Genomic DNA, 15,585 nt, shown 5'->3' with positions numbered 1-15,585 from the left:
TGACAAAAGAGGGTGTGATCATGCAAACATTAAAAAAACAACAAGGTGTCACAGGTATCGGCTGGCTGATTATTCTTGGCCTGATAGCTTTTTTTGTGCTTATCGGCCTGCGTCTGTTCCCGATTTATATAGAAAAATTCAGTGTGGTCTCATCGCTTGAGTCGTTGAAGAACGAGCCCCAGGTGACGAAAAAGCCCAAGGCAGAAATTTTGCGCCTGATTACCAATCGTTTTCAGATTAACGATGTAAAGAATGCCACACGCAAGGATATCACCATTACCCAACGTGGGGGTGTGCTGACGGTATCGGTCAAATACGATGTAAAGACCAAACTCTTTGGCCCATTAAGCCTGATCGCCGAGTTTGATGAGTCTGTCGAGGTAATCGGTAATTGATAGCATCGCTGGATAAGCTGATACGTCATCTTGATTATCGTTTTGGTGATGAAGGCCTGCTTGAAACGGCACTGACGCATCGCAGTGTCACCCAGAATAATAATGAACGCCTGGAGTTTCTCGGTGATGCGGTGCTGGGTATGGTGATAGCCGAAGAGTTGTTCAGGCGTTTTCCCAGTGCCAGCGAAGGGGAATTGAGCCGCCTGCGTGCCAGTCTGGTCAAGGGTGATACCCTGGCGGAGGTCGCCCGTTCTTTTGAACTGGGTGATGTGATCAGGCTTGGACAGGGTGAATTGAAAAGCGGTGGTTTTCGTCGCAAATCCATTCTTGCCGATGCCTTTGAGGCCATACTCGGCGCCATTTATCTGGATGGTGGTTTTGAAAACTGTCGTCGTATTATTCTCAAACACTTTTCCTCGCGCATAGCGATGACCTCACCTGAAACCGCGCTGAAGGATCCGAAGACACGTTTACAGGAATACCTTCAGGCCAGTCAGCAGGCCCTGCCGGATTATGAAGTGGTTGATATCGCCGGCGAGGCGCATGCGCAGACCTTTACGGTTGAATGCCGGGTGGAGGGGGAGCAGGCCGTGCGTGCACAGGGCAGTAGTCGCCGCAAGGCCGAGCAGGCCGCTGCCAGCAAGATACTGGGAGCTATCGTCAATGACTGAGTTGCCCGCCACCCGCTGTGGATATATTGCCCTGGTTGGTCGTCCCAATGTAGGCAAGTCAACCCTGCTCAATCGTCTAATCGGACAAAAACTTTGCATTACCTCACGTAAGCCGCAAACGACACGTCACCGCATTATGGGTATAAAAACCACCAATGATGTGCAATATGTGTTTGTTGATACGCCGGGCATGCATGTCGATAACAAACATGCCATGAACCGTTACCTGAATCGTGCAGCGACTACGACCATTCTCGATGTGGATGTGATCGTCTTTGTTATCGAGGCCGGCGGCTGGACAAAAGATGATGAACTGGTACTGGAAAAACTCAAGCAGGCCGACGCACCGGTGGTGCTGGCGGTGAATAAGGTTGATCGGCTGACAAACAAGGAGGCCTTGTTACCGTTACTTGCCGACTTGAATGAGAAGATGTCATTCAAGGATATTATCCCCTTGTCAGCAACTAAGGGTATAAATATCGACGTGCTGGAGCAGCAACTGGCGACCATGTTGCCGCACTCGGAATTCTTTTTTGCTGAGGATCAGATCACCGATCGTAGTATGCGCTTTGTCGCCGCTGAGCTTATTCGTGAAAAACTGATACGTCGTCTGGGAAAGGAGTTGCCTTATGCCCTGACAGTTGAGATCGAAGAATACAAACAGGATGATGGGGTGCTGACGATAGGCGCGGTGATCTGGGTCGAACGCCCCGGGCAAAAGGCCATTGTGATCGGTAAAGGTGGTGCCATGCTCAAGGAGATCGGCCGCCAGTCACGCGAAGAACTGGAAAAGATGCTCGAGACCAAGGTCTTTGTGCGTCTCTGGGTCAAGGTGCGCGAAGGCTGGTCGGACGACGAGCGCGCCCTGCGTAGCCTGGGTTATTCGGAAGACAGTTAGCACTATGCGTGTTGACCTGCAGCCTGCCTATGTCCTGCATCGACGTGATTTTCGTAACACCAGTCTGATCGTCGAGGCCTTTACCCCCGAGTTTGGCCGTATCGGCCTGGTCGCCCGTGGTGTACGTCGTCCGCGTTCAGAGAAGAATGCCCTGTTGCAATCTTTCCGGCCCTTATTGATCTCCTGGACGGGCAGGGGCGAGCTTTACACCCTGACCCAGGTCGAGGCAGATAGTTTTGTCAGCCCGGTGAACGGGGTGGACTACGCAAGCTGTTTTTACCTGAATGAATTACTCATGCGCCTGTTGCAGCGTGATGATGCCCACGAGGAAGTCTATGCCTTGTATCGACAAGCTCTGCAGGATATCCCCTTAGCGACTACGGCAACCGCCAGTGAACGTGTCTTACGCCTGTTTGAGAAATCCTTACTACAGGAACTCGGTTATGGCTTGATGCTGGAGTGTGAGGCAGATAGCGGTCAAGTCATCGATGCGAACGGTGAATATTGTTATGAACCGGAGCGTGGCCCGGTGCCGCGAGCCATCGGTCGGCCCGCCTCGGGGCCGATCATCTCCGGGCAAAGCCTGTTGTCCCTGGCCCGTAATGAACTGGCCGATGCCACCAGCCTGCGTGACAGTAAACGCCTGATGCGGGCGATATTACGTCAATACCTCGGCGATAAACCTTTGCAAAGCCGAATGTTATATAATCAGGCTAAACCGCAATCCATCACTGAATGAACGAGGACTATCGCGTGGCCCAAGGCACTCCGCATAATAATGAAATCCTGCTTGGTGTGAATATCGACCACGTCGCGACCCTGCGCCAGGCGCGAGGTACGACTTACCCCGATCCGGTTCAGGCCGCGATAGAATCCGAGCAGGCCGGTGCCGATGCTATTACCCTGCACCTGCGCGAAGACCGTCGGCATATCCAGGAACGTGATGTCGACATACTGCGCGGCCTATTAAAGACACGCATGAACCTGGAGATGGCTGTCACCGACGAGATGCTGCTCATCGCCGAGAAATATCGCCCTCAGGAGTGTTGCCTGGTGCCGGAACGTCGCGAGGAACTGACCACCGAAGGTGGCCTGGACGTGAAGGGCCAGTTGACCCGCATGCGTGAGGCCTGCCTGCGACTGACGGAGGCGGGCATACGGGTATCACTATTTATTGACCCCGATGCGGCGCAGATTGAGGCCGCCGCCGAGGTCGGTGCACCTGTGATCGAGATCCATACTGGACGCTTCGCCGATGCGGAAACTGAGACTGAACGCCAGGTCGAGTTTGAACGCATTCGTGATGCCGTTGATACGGGCGTGAAGGCCGGCCTGCATGTGAATGCCGGTCATGGCCTGCATTATGAAAATGTACAACCTATCGCAGCCCTGCTCGATGTGCGTGAGTTGAACATCGGTCATGCGATTATTGCCCATGCCGTGTTTAATGGTCTGCAGGCATCGGTGCGTGAAATGAAACGTCTCATGGTTGATGCGCGCGCGCAGGCACTTGCGAGTAAGGCCTCGTGATCTTCGGTGTCGGCACTGACATCGTGCGCGTTGGGCGTATGCAGGATAACTTGCAGGAATATGGCGATAAGTTTGCCCACCGTATCCTTAGCGATAATGAGCTAAGCGATTTTTCCGCCAGCAAATCCCCTGCACACTTCCTCGCCAAGCGCTTCGCGGCCAAGGAGGCGACCGCCAAGGCCATGGGTATTGGTTTTAGTCGTGGTATGAGCCTGACGCATATCGGTGTCGGGCACGATGCCAATGGCAAGCCGGTGTTGGAATTTTCCGCACGGGCGGAAGAACTGTGTGATGAGTTGGGCATTGGTGAGGCGTATATCAGCATCGCCGATGAAGATGATCATGCGGTGGCGTTTGTAACTCTTATGACGTCGGCGACACCTTAGATCCCCTCTCCTTCAAGGAGAGGGTTAGGGTGAGGTGGTATTATTTTTTTATTTTATGAGCTTCTAAATTTTAAAAAGCCATTGTTCTTTTCGCGCCACCCGCGCGCGAGTTACTTTCTTTGCTCGCACAAAGAAAGCTAACCAAAGAAAGTGCGCCCTGCGATTTGCTCATATATTCAGTTATCACTGAATACATGAGTTCCCTCACTGCTCAGAAATTTCCGGCACGCGCAGACTCCTCCCGTTTGCTTAACGGCTTATTGCAATCTCCACTTCGTTCCGATTGCGCCTACAAACGGGGTCGACTGCGCGTGATTTTCCGGAAATTTCCTGCGCGGCTCGGCTGCATCGAAGGGGTCAAAAACCTATCCATCAAGTGCTCTGACCCCTTTATTACTTTTTAGTATCTAATGATTTTGATATCTGATGCATCAAATAGTTATATGTTGGAACCAACAAGAAAATTGCAATACATGAAATCGCAAACGCTAATATCGATATATGCCAAATTATGGAAAAGTAACCAAATCCAAAAAGAGCATATCCAGATAAAGTAATAACAAAAAAACCTTTTCGCTTATGCATTCCTTTGTAATATTCATATGATTTTTCTCCCAACCAAAGAAATGCTTCATTCAGTAATGCGCAGAATATTAGAATTGGAATAGCTAGAGAAAAAAATAATACTGAAACATGTAGTGCTGTGGGTAAATTGTTTATTTGTAGAAGTGCCAGTATTGTGGCAAATGAAATAGCAGATACAGCATAGGCAGAAGTTCGGTCAAGATTGATTTTCTCAGGTGTGATATGGTCTAAAAAATGACGACTCTGTTCATTTATGGATTCTTCGAAAGTTATTTTTACTTTATCATTTGTTTCATCACCCATTGAGAATCTCCATTTTTTACAAACTAAAGGGGGTTGTACCCTTTATTGTTTTTTCAGAGCAATCAGCCTTTCTGCTTCTTCATTCAATCGTTGTATAGCGGCGGTGATATCAGTACTTCCAGCCTTGATCTCTAACTCAAGTTCATCGGCGGCCTCGCCGAGTGCTGGTACACCGCAATAGCGTGTGGAGCCGTTGATCTTGTGCACGGAGCGGAACAGGGCCTCATTATCATTCGCGGCGGCGGCGACATTGGCTTGTTCACAGAGTTGTGGCAAGTCTCTAAGCAGCATGCCGAGCATTTGCTCGGCGAGATCGGGCTTGCCGCCGGCGAGTTGCAGCGACAGGTCCTTATCGTAGATTGGTGTAGTTGTTTCCATGTTGTTCCCCCGTTTCCATGTCATCCTGACAGGAGTATTTATACCGCCTGCGGACGGTTTTTGCCAGTTAGCCCGTCTGCCACCGGGCAGGGTTTTCAGTTAGAATGCGTCCATGACTTATCGAACACTTGAAGATTTTGTTGGCAATACGCCGCTGGTGCGCCTGCAACGCCTGCCGGGTGAGACCTCGAACACCATCCTCGTCAAGCTTGAGGGCAATAATCCCGCCGGTTCGGTCAAGGACCGGCCGGCGCTGAGCATGATCCGCCATGCCGAGGCGCGGGGGGATATTAAGCCAGGAGATACCTTGGTCGAGGCGACCAGTGGCAATACCGGCATTGCCCTGGCGATGGCCGCGGCGATGAAGGGCTATCGCATGGTGCTGATCATGCCCGAACACATGAGTATTGAGCGGCGGGCGACGATGCGGGCTTACGGCGCCGAGATCCTCCTTACCCCGCGTGAGGGCAGTATGGAGGCGGCCATCGACCTGGCCCGCAAGATGGAAGCCGAAGGCCAGGGCAAGGTATTAGACCAGTTCTCGAACCCGGATAACCCGCTGGCCCACTACGAGGGCACCGGTCCTGAAATATGGCGCGATACCGAGCAGCAGGTTACACATTTTGTCAGCGCCATGGGCACCACCGGTACCATTATGGGCACCTCGCGCTTTCTCAAGGAGCAGGACCCCGCTATCCAGATCGTCGGCGTGCAGCCGAGTGAGGGTTCATCGATCCCGGGGATCCGTCGCTGGCCGAAGGAATACCTGCCGAAGATCTACGAGGCCTCGCGAGTTGACCAGATCATTGATGTAACTCAAGAAGAGGCCGAGTCGACGACACGGGCACTGGCGAGAGAGGAGGGCATCTTTGCCGGTATCTCTTCCGGGGGTGCGGTGGCCGCCAGCCTGCGCCTGTCACAGCAGCTCGAAAATGCCGTGATTGTCAGCATCATCTGCGATCGTGGCGACCGTTATCTTTCCACCGACGTCTTTCCCGCCGAGTAATCACCATGAATGTGTTTGTCTTTGATATTGAAACCGTTCCCGATGTGGAAAGCGGTCGTCGCCTGTACGACCTGGATGGCTTGACCGATAAGGAAGTCGCCAACATTATGTTTCACAAGCGCCGCCAGGAGACTGGCGGTTCGGATTTCCTGCGTTTGCACCTGCAGCGCATTGTTGCGATCGCGGCGGTGTTTCGTTCCGGCAACGCGGTAAAGGTCTGGTCACTCGGTGAGAGTGACGCGGACGAAAAGGAATTGATCCAGCATTTCTTTGATGGCATCGAAAAATTCAGCCCGACACTGGTCTCATGGAATGGCGGGGGCTTTGACTTGCCGGTATTAAATTACCGTGCCTTGCTGCACGGCGTGAGTGCGCCGCGTTACTGGGAGACAGGGGATAATGATCAAAGTTTCCGTTGGAACAACTATCTCAGCCGTTATCATTCACGGCATACCGACCTGATGGACGTGGTGGCGGGTTACCAGCCGCGCGCCAATGCGCCACTGGATGAGATCGCGACCATGCTTGGTTTTCCCGGCAAGATGGGTATGGATGGCTCCAAGGTATGGGACGCCTTCCGCAATGGTGAGATGGCTGCCATCCGCAATTACTGTGAGACCGATGTATTGAATACGTATTTAGTTTACCTGCGCTTTGAATTGATTCGCGGCAATCTGCTTGAAGCAGAGTACAGGGCCGAGTGTGCGTTGCTGCGTGAAGTCTTGGCGCACTCCACAGCCGGGCACCTGCTTGAGTTTGAACGTGCCTGGCACGCATCCTGATTTCCTTCGCTGTTACATTTTTTACCCCTGACTGATATTTATGGCCCGCCGCAGAAAAAAGACACTTCCCATTACCCCGGTTCGCGCCGAGATTGAATCACTCTCACATGAGGGGCGTGGTGTTGCCCACCTTGAGGGCAAGGCCGTGTTTATCGATAACGCCTTGCCCGGTGAAGAGGTGATGTTTATCTATACCTCGCAGCGTAAGGCTTTTGATCAGGGCCGTGCCGTTGAAATCATCAAACCATCGGTCGATCGGGTTGAACCGGCCTGTCCGCACTTTGGCGTGTGTGGTGGCTGCAGCCTGCAGCACATGTCTGCCGAGGCGCAGCTTGCGCATAAACAATCCACTTTAATCGATCAGTTTCTGCATATCGGCAAGTTAAAAGTAGAAAATATCCTGCCGCCGATAACCGCCGAACAATGGGGTTACCGGCGCAAGGCGCGCCTCGGTGTGCGTTTCGTGGTCAAAAAAGACAAGTTACTGGTGGGTTTCCGTGAACGCAGCAGCGGTTTTCTGACGGATATGAGTTCCTGCGCGGTGCTGCATGAATCGGTCGGTCAGCATATCGAAGACCTGCAGGCCCTTGTTCGTAGTCTCGATGCCTATCAGTCCATTGCACAGATCGAGGTTGCGGTGGGGGATGAACTCACCACACTGGTGTTTCGTAACCTTATCGAACTTGCTGAGGGTGATCAGGAGAAATTAATAGCCTTCGCAAAACAGTTCAATGTTCAGGTCTGGTTGCAACCGGGTAACTCAAGTACGGCCTATCCATTATGGCCAAAGGATTCACGTCTGTATTACGCCATGCCGGAATATAATATTGAGCTGGATTTTCTACCCACCGACTTTACCCAGGTGAACTATGGCATTAACCACCAGATGGTGGCGCGGGCCATTGAGTTACTCGAGCTTAAACCTGAACACAATGTCCTGGACCTGTTTTGCGGTATCGGTAACTTCAGTCTGCCGCTGGCACGTAAGGCACGCAAGGTGGTCGGTATCGAAGGTAGTGAGGCCCTGGTAGCGCGGGCAAAAGAGAATGCCGAGCGTAATGGCATTATGAATGTTGACTACCTGGCAGCAGACCTGACAACCTATGTGCCATCGGCCGATGAGCCATCGGCCGATGAGCCTATTGATCGATTATTGCTTGACCCGTCACGTAGTGGTGCATGGGAAGTTGTTGAACGCATGAAAAAACTCAAACCGCAGAGGATTGTTTATGTCTCATGCAATATCGCAACCCTGGCGCGCGACGCCGGTGAACTGGTAGCCCATCAGGGTTATAAATTAGTCAGCGCCGGGATCATGGATATGTTTCCGCATACGGCGCATGTTGAATCGATTGCAGTCTTTGAACGGGTTAAATAATGATGACATCGAGTGATAATACACAAGCGATCCTTTGGGAAGGCGATCATCTGCGCCTGCTGGACCAACGGCTGTTACCGCAGCGAGTCGTCTACCTCGATATCACCGATGTCAAAACGGCCGCTGATGCGATCACGGATATGGTTGTGCGTGGCGCACCGGCGATTGGTATCACCGCCGCCTATGCGATTGTGCTGGCGGCAGGGCAACGCTATCGTGAAGACGCGGCAAACTGGAGATCTCTAATCGAGTCTGATTTGCAATATCTTGCCGCCTCACGACCGACGGCAATTAATTTATTCTGGGCCATTGGACGTATGCGTGAGCGTATGGCGAGTCTTTCCGCTAACCCGGTCAACGTGTTACTGGATGAGGCGATTGCGATTCACGAGGAGGACATCGCCGCGAATAAAAAAATGGGTGAGCTGGGTGCGGCCCTGATCAATGCCAACGCCGGTGTGTTAACACATTGTAATGCCGGTGCGCTGGCGACCGGTGGCTATGGCACCGCGTTAGGGGTGATCCGTAGCGCCAGTGCGGCGGGCAAGCTCAGGCAGGTCTATGCCGATGAGACCCGGCCCTGGCTGCAGGGCGCGCGCCTGACCGCCTGGGAATTGCTGCAGGACCACATCCCGGTGACGCTGATCGTCGAAGGCGCAGCCGCGGCGCTGATGCAGACGGGTGCCGTACAGTGGTTTATTGTCGGTTCTGACCGTATTGCCGCCAATGGCGATGTCGCCAACAAGATCGGCACCTATGCCGGGGCCATCCTCGCCAAACACCACGGCCTCAAGGTCATGGTCGTGGCACCGACCTCGACTATCGATATGAACGTGGCGAGCGGCGCCGATATCCCCATTGAGGCCCGTGATGGCGCCGAGATCCTGTCCCTCAACAAGCAGGTGGTGGCCGCCGAGGGTAGCGGGGCCTGGAACCCGGTATTCGATGTCACCCCGGCCGCGCTGATTGACGCCATCGTCACCGAAAAGGGCGTGGTCGAGCGGCCCGATGCGGCGAAAATGGCCGCCCTCATGGCCTCCTGAAAATTCACGTTTTACAAGTGCTTAGCATAGGCTAAAAGCCTGATCGAAACTGCCCTTTATCCCCGCGGTATGGTATTATTAGCGGCTTATATTGCCGCTTGGCCGGCCCCTTACGCAGGGCTTACAAGTTGCTGAATAATAAAAGAATTATTACAGGATAAGCAGACAGTCTAATGGACGATATCGCGCGCGAAATACTGCCCGTCAACATAGAAGACGAACTCCGACAGTCGTACATGGAATACGCCATGAGCGTCATCGTCGGGCGAGCCCTGCCAGACGTTCGCGACGGCCTGAAACCGGTTCACCGTCGTGTGCTCTACGCCATGAGTGTGCTGGGCAATGACTGGAACAAGGCCTACAAGAAATCCGCCCGCGTGGTCGGTGATGTGATCGGTAAATACCACCCACATGGTGATACCGCCGTGTATGACACCATTGTCCGCATGGCCCAGCCGTTTTCGTTACGTTATATGCTGGTCGATGGCCAGGGTAACTTCGGTTCGGTGGACGGTGATTCACCGGCCGCGATGCGTTACACCGAGGTGCGCATGGCGCGTATTGCGCATGAGCTGCTGGCCGACCTGGACAAGGAAACCGTCGATTTCGTCCCCAACTACGACGAATCCGAGTCTGAGCCGGCGGTCATGCCGACCAAGATCCCGAACCTGCTGATTAATGGTTCCAGCGGTATTGCCGTGGGTATGGCGACGAATATCCCGCCGCATAACCTCACCGAGGTCATTAATGCCTGTCTGGCGCTGATCGACGCGCCGGATACGGATATTCCCGGTCTGATGCAGCATATCCCGGGACCGGATTTCCCGACGGCCGGCATCATCAATGGCGCGCGGGGTATCCGTGAGGCCTACCGGACCGGTCGTGGCCGCGTCCACGTGCGCGCACGTACCGAGATTGAGTACAACGAGAAAAAAGACAAATCGACGATTATTGTTACTGAGTTGCCGTACCAGGTGAATAAGGCACGCCTGCTCGAGAAGATCGCCGAGCTGGTGCGCGATAAAAAACTTGAAGGCATTACCGCGCTGCGTGATGAATCGGATAAAGACGGCATGCGCATGGTCATCGAACTGCGCCGTGGTGAGCCGGCCGATGTGATGCTCAACAACCTTTACCAGCAAACCCAGATGCAGACCGTGTTCGGTATCAATATGGTCGCGCTTATGGACGGCCAGCCACGCCTGCTGAATCTGAAGCAGATACTGGATGCCTTCATTCGTCACCGTCGTGAAATCGTTACCCGTCGCACTGTCTATGACCTGCGCAAGGCGCGCGATCGTGCCCATGTCCTGGAAGGGCTGGCTGTTGCCCTGGCAAACATTGACCCGGTGATTGCGCTCATCAAGGCGTCGAAGACCCCCGCCCAGGCAAAAGAGGCGCTGGTGTCACAAGTCTGGCAGCCTGGTGATGTGACGGGCATGCTGGAACGCTCCGGTGCCTCATCGTCTCGCCCTGACGACCTCGGTGACGAGTACGGTATGCGTGAAGATGGTTACCATCTTTCACCCATACAGGCGCAATCGATCCTCGAGATGCGCCTGCATCGCCTGACCGGGCTGGAGCAGGACAAGATCCTCAAAGAATACCAGGAGATCCTCGATAACATCGCCGAGTATCTCGAGATACTGAATAATCCTGATCGCCTGATGGAGGTGATCCGCGAAGAACTGGTGGCGATGAATGAACAGTATGGTGATGAACGTCGTACTGAAATTCTCGATGCCCATGAAGACCTGACCCTTGAAGACCTCATTAGCGAAGAGGATGTGGTGGTGACGCTGTCGCATGAAGGTTATATCAAGGCACAGCAGCTGTCTTCCTATCGCGCACAGCGCCGTGGTGGTAAGGGTAAGGCGGCGACCAAGGTCAAGGAAGAAGATTTTGTCGACAAGCTGTTTATCGCCAGTACGCACGACACCATGTTGTGCTTCTCCAGTCGTGGCAAGGTCTACTGGAAAAAGGTCTTTGAATTGCCCTTGGCCAGCCGCACCTCGCGTGGCCGACCGATTGTGAACTTGCTGCCGCTGGATGAGGGCGAACGCATTAACGCGATCCTGCCGATACGTGAGTATGAAGAAAATAAGTTCATCTTCATGGCCACCGCCAGCGGCACGGTGAAAAAGACCAGTCTGCAAGATTTCTCCCGGCCACGCGCCAATGGCATTATCGCCATTGAACTGCGTGATAATGATCAGCTGGTCGGTGTGGATATCACCGATGGTGAACGCGATGTGTTGTTGTTTACCAGTGCGGGCAAGTCAGTGCGCTTTAACGAATCGACTGTGCGCCAGATGGGCCGTACCGCCTGCGGGGTGCGCGGGATCAAGATGCAGGAAGGTCAGCGTGTCATTTCACTGATTATCGCTGACGAAGGTCATGTGCTGACGGCCACCGAGAAGGGCTACGGCAAGCGTACCGAGATGGATGACTTCCCGGTACATGGTCGTGGTGGTCAGGGTGTGATCGCCATTCAGACTACGGAACGTAATGGTAATGTTGTCGCTGCAACGCTGGTTGGTGAGGGCGACGAGATCATGTTGATTACCAGTGGTGGCACACTGGTACGTACCAAGGTCGAGGAGATTTCCATTGTTGGGCGTAATACCCAGGGTGTGCGCCTGATCAGCCTGGGTGAAGGTGAAAGTCTCTCGGGTCTTGAACGTATTGAAGATGTTCAGGATGGCGATGATGAGGTTGATGCTGTCGGTCTTGCCGGTGCTGACAGCCCTGCTGGTGAATAGTGAAATAGCTTAATAATAATATTTTCTCAATGTGAAAATGAGAAAGTGAATAAGAATTTACATTTATATTGAGGGTGATGGAGTGACACGCGTTTACAATTTCAGTGCAGGACCGGCCATGATGCCGCAGGAAGTCATTGAGCATGCCCGTGAGGAAATGCTGGACTGGCAGGGTAGTGGCATGTCGGTGATGGAAATGAGCCATCGCGGCAAAGAGTATATGTCGATCGCGGAAAAGGCCGAGGCCGATCTGCGCGAAGTGCTGGGCGTGCCGGACAATTACAAGGTCCTGTTCCTGCAGGGCGGTGCCAGCAGCCAATTCGCGATGGTGCCGATGAACCTGTTGCGCGGCAAAAGCAAGGTCGACTACATCAATACCGGTGCCTGGTCGAAGAAGGCCATTGCCGAGGCGAAAAACTACTGCGATGTGAACATTGCCGCCTCCAGCGAAGAGACTAATTTCATGACTACGCCGGCACAAGCGGATTTGCAGCTGAGTGCCGATGCGGCCTACGTGCATTACACACCGAATGAGACCATTGGTGGTGTCGAGTTCCCCTATGTGCCAGCCACCGGTGATGTGCCGCTAGTCGCGGATATGTCGTCGACAATTCTGTCGCGGCCGATCAATGTGAGTGACTACGGCGTGATCTACGCCGGGGCGCAAAAAAATATCGGTCCGGCCGGCCTGACGGTGGTGATCGTCCGTGAAGACCTCATTGGTGAAACCATCAAGGGCACGCCAGCGATGTTTGATTACAAAAATCACGCTGATAATGACTCGATGTATAACACCCCGGCGACCTATGGCTGGTACCTGGCAGGGCTGGTGTTTGACTGGCTGAAGAAAAAAGGTGGTCTCACGGCCATGGCCGAGATCAACAAGCGTAAGGCCGATATGCTGTATGCCGCCATCGATGGCTCTGGGTTTTATGCCAACCCGGTCGAAGTGCCGTCACGTTCTTGGATGAACGTGCCCTTCACCCTCGCTGATGCCGAACTCGATAGCCTGTTCCTGACCGAGGCGAAAGCTAATGGCATGGTCACACTCAAAGGCCACCGCTCGGTGGGGGGGATGCGTGCCAGTATCTATAATGCAATGCCGGAAGAGGGCGTGCGGGCACTGGTGGATTTCATGGTCGACTTCGAAAAGCGCCACGCTTAGAGAATAACAAGAAATCTGGGGATAATGATGTATAAGGTTCAAACACTCAATAATATTTCTGCCGCGGGCCTTGAACGCCTGCCGCAAGATTCTTACGAAGTTGCCGCTGAAATAAAGCAGCCGGATGCAATCCTGCTGCGTTCATATAACATGCATAATATGGAACTGCCGGAAACCGTCAGGGCCATTGGCCGCGCCGGCGCCGGTGTCAACAATATCCCGGTCGACAAGATGAGCGCGCTGGGTATTCCGGTTTTTAATGCGCCGGGTGCCAATGCCAACGCGGTAAAGGAACTGGTGGTTGCCGGCATGTTGCTGGCTGCACGTAACATCTGCCAGAGCTGGGACTTTTCCCGTACGCTCGAAGGCAGCGATGAAGAAATCCACAAGCAGGTCGAGGCCGGCAAGAAGAATTTCGGCGGTTTTGAATTGCCGGGTCGTACCCTGGGTGTAATTGGTCTTGGGGCTATCGGTATTCTGGTCGCCAATGTGGCCCTGAAACTCGGTATGAAGGTGGTTGGTTATGATCCGGATATCACCGTACAGAGCGCCTGGAAGCTGTCTGCAGAAGTACAGAAGGCCAGCAGCGTTGATGACCTGTTATCACGTGTTGATTTTGTAACCTTCCATGTGCCGCTGGTTGATGCCACCCGTAATATGATCAATGCCGAACGTCTGAAGATCATGAAGGACAATGTGACTATCCTTAACTTCGCCCGCAACGGTATTGTCGATGATGAAGCCGTCTCTGCTGCGATCAAGGCCGGTAAGGTAAATGCCTATATCTGCGATTTTCCGAGTAATCTGTTGAAGCAGCACGAGCGCGTGATCACCCTGCCACACCTGGGGGCGTCTACCAAAGAAGCGGAAGATAACTGCGCGATTATGGTCGCTGAACAGGTTAAAGATTATCTGGAAAACGGCAATATCCACAACTCGGTGAATTTCCCCGAAGTGCTGATGCCACGTGATGCTGGTTACCGTCTTGCAGTGGTGAATTCAAACGTGCCCAATATGCTTGGACAGATATCGACAGCACTGGCTGATGCCGGCTTGAATATTATCGACATGTTGAATAAGTCACGGGGCGATCTTGCCTATACACTGGTTGATGTCGAGTCGGAAATTCCGGAGACGACAATTGCTGTGATATCCGCTATTGAAGGTGTGCTGGCTGTCCGGGCAATGTGATGATATAGATTGACTGAAGAAGATATGAGTAAAGAACTGACATTAGAGGGTATCCGAGGGCGCATTGATGACCTGGATGAGCAGATCCAGGAATTGATTCGTCAGCGTGCCGAATGTGCACTTGAGGTGGCTCACTCCAAGCGTGCCAGTGGTGAGAGCGCCGACTTCTATCGTCCCGAGCGCGAGGCCGAGGTGCTGCGCATGGTGCAGGCACGCAACAACGGCCCACTTGATGATGAGACCATTGCACACCTGTTCCGTGAACTCATGTCTGCCTGCCTGGCGTTGCAGTTGCCAATGAAGATCGCCTTCCTCGGCCCGGAAGGGACCTTCACGCAAGCCGCTGCACTGAAGCACTTCGGGCAAGGCATTGTTTCTCAACCTCTCGCGGCGATTGACGAGGTCTTCCGTGATGTGGAGGCGGGCAACTCACACTATGGTGTGGTGCCGGTTGAGAACTCGACGGAAGGGGTGATCAGCCATACCCTGGATATGTTCATGCAATCGTCACTGCAGATATGTGGTGAGGTGGAATTGCGAATCCATCATAACCTGATGGGCAAGATGTCGAATCTCGCCGGAGTCAAACGCATTTATTCGCACCAGCAGTCATTGGCACAGTGCCGAGAGTGGCTGGATGCGAACCTGTCCGAGGCCGAGCGTGTTGCAGTGAGCAGTAATGCCGAGGCCGCCCGTCGTGCCAGCAATGAAGACGGTACCGCGGCGATTGCCAGTGATACCGCGGCAGGGATTTATGGTCTCGATATTATTGCCCCGAATATTGAAGATGAACCGGATAACACCACACGATTCCTGATCATCGGACCTAAACCGGTCGCCCCCAGTGGTATGGATAAAACAACCTTATTGGTTTCTATCAAGAATAAACTCGGTGCCTTGCATGAATTACTGGCGCCATTCTCGCGGCATAATGTGAGCCTGACGCGTATTGAGTCACGCCCTTCACGTCGTGGCATGTGGGACTATGTGTTTTTCATCGATGTCGATGGCCACAGTGAGGACGCCCCGGTTGCCAATGCCCTGAAGGAACTGGGTGAAAAGGCTGCCATGCTCAAAGTGCTGGGTTCTTATCCCAAGGCCGTACTTTAGGC

16 protein-coding genes are annotated in these 15,585 nt (G+C 53.4%); 14 read left to right on the top strand and 2 right to left on the bottom strand.

What is annotated here, in order from left to right:
* Positions 1 to 20 precede the first annotated feature (20 nt).
* The 6 genes from EL386_RS09025 to acpS are packed head-to-tail and all read left to right on the top strand — an operon-like array spanning position 21 to position 3,880.
* On the top strand, positions 21 to 395 hold the full coding sequence (locus EL386_RS09025; protein ID WP_172597679.1) for a DUF4845 domain-containing protein: 375 nt from the start codon (positions 21 to 23) through the stop codon (positions 393 to 395).
* Positions 392 to 1,066: a ribonuclease III gene (rnc, locus tag EL386_RS09020; RefSeq protein WP_197722044.1), complete on the top strand. Its 675-nt coding sequence runs from the start codon at positions 392 to 394 to the stop codon at positions 1,064 to 1,066. The genes EL386_RS09025 and rnc overlap by 4 nt, the downstream gene beginning before the upstream one ends.
* Positions 1,059 to 1,964, top strand: a complete 906-nt coding sequence (era, locus tag EL386_RS09015; RefSeq protein ID WP_126455465.1) for a GTPase Era — start codon at positions 1,059 to 1,061, stop codon at positions 1,962 to 1,964. Before rnc ends, era begins: the two co-directional genes overlap by 8 nt.
* 4 nt (positions 1,965 to 1,968) lie before the next feature.
* Positions 1,969 to 2,703, top strand: a complete 735-nt coding sequence (gene recO / locus EL386_RS09010; protein ID WP_126455463.1) for a DNA repair protein RecO — start codon at positions 1,969 to 1,971, stop codon at positions 2,701 to 2,703.
* The gene (gene pdxJ / locus EL386_RS09005) at positions 2,700 to 3,494 is read left to right on the top strand and encodes a pyridoxine 5'-phosphate synthase (RefSeq protein ID WP_126455462.1); all 795 of its coding nucleotides are present in this window, start codon (positions 2,700 to 2,702) and stop codon (positions 3,492 to 3,494) included. The genes recO and pdxJ overlap by 4 nt, the downstream gene beginning before the upstream one ends.
* A complete protein-coding gene (acpS, locus tag EL386_RS09000; protein WP_126455460.1) occupies positions 3,491 to 3,880 on the top strand; it encodes a holo-ACP synthase in 390 nt (129 codons plus the stop codon). Before pdxJ ends, acpS begins: the two co-directional genes overlap by 4 nt.
* Positions 3,881 to 4,273: 393 nt before the next feature.
* Here the strand turns inward: acpS and EL386_RS08995 are convergent, their stop codons facing one another.
* Together EL386_RS08995 and EL386_RS08990 are read right to left on the bottom strand one after the other, a co-directional pair.
* Positions 4,274 to 4,768, bottom strand: a complete 495-nt coding sequence (locus EL386_RS08995; RefSeq protein WP_126455458.1) for a hypothetical protein — start codon at positions 4,766 to 4,768, stop codon at positions 4,274 to 4,276.
* A 42-nt stretch (positions 4,769 to 4,810) separates the two neighbouring features.
* On the bottom strand, positions 4,811 to 5,146 hold the full coding sequence (locus EL386_RS08990) for an Hpt domain-containing protein (RefSeq protein ID WP_172597678.1): 336 nt from the start codon (positions 5,144 to 5,146) through the stop codon (positions 4,811 to 4,813).
* Between the two features lie 112 nt (positions 5,147 to 5,258).
* Between EL386_RS08990 and cysM the strand changes: the two genes are divergently transcribed.
* The 8 genes from cysM (at position 5,259) to pheA (ending at position 15,583) form a co-directional block, all read left to right on the top strand.
* On the top strand, positions 5,259 to 6,152 hold the full coding sequence (cysM, locus tag EL386_RS08985; protein ID WP_126455450.1) for a cysteine synthase CysM: 894 nt from the start codon (positions 5,259 to 5,261) through the stop codon (positions 6,150 to 6,152).
* 5 nt (positions 6,153 to 6,157) lie between these two features.
* Positions 6,158 to 6,934, top strand: a complete 777-nt coding sequence (locus tag EL386_RS08980) for a 3'-5' exonuclease (protein WP_126455448.1) — start codon at positions 6,158 to 6,160, stop codon at positions 6,932 to 6,934.
* A 40-nt stretch (positions 6,935 to 6,974) separates the two neighbouring features.
* Complete coding sequence (gene rlmD, locus EL386_RS08975; RefSeq protein WP_126455446.1) at positions 6,975 to 8,312, top strand: 23S rRNA (uracil(1939)-C(5))-methyltransferase RlmD; 1,338 nt, start codon at positions 6,975 to 6,977, stop codon at positions 8,310 to 8,312.
* Positions 8,312 to 9,355, top strand: a complete 1,044-nt coding sequence (gene mtnA, locus EL386_RS08970; RefSeq protein ID WP_126455444.1) for an S-methyl-5-thioribose-1-phosphate isomerase — start codon at positions 8,312 to 8,314, stop codon at positions 9,353 to 9,355. Before rlmD ends, mtnA begins: the two co-directional genes overlap by 1 nt.
* Before the next feature lie 173 nt (positions 9,356 to 9,528).
* Positions 9,529 to 12,117, top strand: coding sequence for a DNA gyrase subunit A (gyrA, locus tag EL386_RS08965; protein WP_126455442.1), 2,589 nt, complete (start codon positions 9,529 to 9,531; stop codon positions 12,115 to 12,117).
* 82 nt (positions 12,118 to 12,199) lie between these two features.
* Positions 12,200 to 13,282, top strand: a complete 1,083-nt coding sequence (gene serC, locus EL386_RS08960; protein WP_126455440.1) for a 3-phosphoserine/phosphohydroxythreonine transaminase — start codon at positions 12,200 to 12,202, stop codon at positions 13,280 to 13,282.
* Positions 13,283 to 13,309: 27 nt separating this feature from the next.
* Entirely contained in the window at positions 13,310 to 14,473 is a 1,164-nt protein-coding gene (locus EL386_RS08955; protein WP_126457299.1) for a phosphoglycerate dehydrogenase, read from the top strand.
* 24 nt (positions 14,474 to 14,497) lie between these two features.
* Positions 14,498 to 15,583, top strand: coding sequence for a prephenate dehydratase (pheA, locus tag EL386_RS08950; protein ID WP_126455438.1), 1,086 nt, complete (start codon positions 14,498 to 14,500; stop codon positions 15,581 to 15,583).
* The last annotated feature ends 2 nt before the right edge of the window (positions 15,584 to 15,585 follow it).

The sequence above is a fragment of the Sulfuriflexus mobilis genome (assembly GCF_003967195.1).
GTDB lineage: Bacteria > Pseudomonadota > Gammaproteobacteria > AKS1 > AKS1 > Sulfuriflexus > Sulfuriflexus mobilis.
This window is presented reverse-complemented; position numbering and strand designations above follow the sequence as displayed.

Bases quoted from the DNA above. Each gene is read 5' to 3' on its own strand.
- pdxJ (WP_126455462.1), top strand. From the start codon at position 2,700: ATGAACGAGGACTATCGCGTGGCCCAAGGCACTCCGCATAATAATGAA.
- mtnA (WP_126455444.1), top strand. From the start codon at position 8,312: ATGATGACATCGAGTGATAATACACAAGCGATCCTTTGGGAAGGCGAT.
- pheA (WP_126455438.1), top strand. From the start codon at position 14,498: ATGAGTAAAGAACTGACATTAGAGGGTATCCGAGGGCGCATTGATGAC.
- cysM (WP_126455450.1), top strand. From the start codon at position 5,259: ATGACTTATCGAACACTTGAAGATTTTGTTGGCAATACGCCGCTGGTG.
- gyrA (WP_126455442.1), top strand. From the start codon at position 9,529: ATGGACGATATCGCGCGCGAAATACTGCCCGTCAACATAGAAGACGAA.
- EL386_RS08990 (WP_172597678.1), bottom strand. From the start codon at position 5,146: ATGGAAACAACTACACCAATCTACGATAAGGACCTGTCGCTGCAACTC.
- rlmD (WP_126455446.1), top strand. From the start codon at position 6,975: ATGGCCCGCCGCAGAAAAAAGACACTTCCCATTACCCCGGTTCGCGCC.
- EL386_RS08955 (WP_126457299.1), top strand. From the start codon at position 13,310: ATGTATAAGGTTCAAACACTCAATAATATTTCTGCCGCGGGCCTTGAA.
- era (WP_126455465.1), top strand. From the start codon at position 1,059: ATGACTGAGTTGCCCGCCACCCGCTGTGGATATATTGCCCTGGTTGGT.
- EL386_RS08980 (WP_126455448.1), top strand. From the start codon at position 6,158: ATGAATGTGTTTGTCTTTGATATTGAAACCGTTCCCGATGTGGAAAGC.
- EL386_RS09025 (WP_172597679.1), top strand. From the start codon at position 21: ATGCAAACATTAAAAAAACAACAAGGTGTCACAGGTATCGGCTGGCTG.
- recO (WP_126455463.1), top strand. From the start codon at position 1,969: ATGCGTGTTGACCTGCAGCCTGCCTATGTCCTGCATCGACGTGATTTT.
- EL386_RS08995 (WP_126455458.1), bottom strand. From the start codon at position 4,768: ATGGGTGATGAAACAAATGATAAAGTAAAAATAACTTTCGAAGAATCC.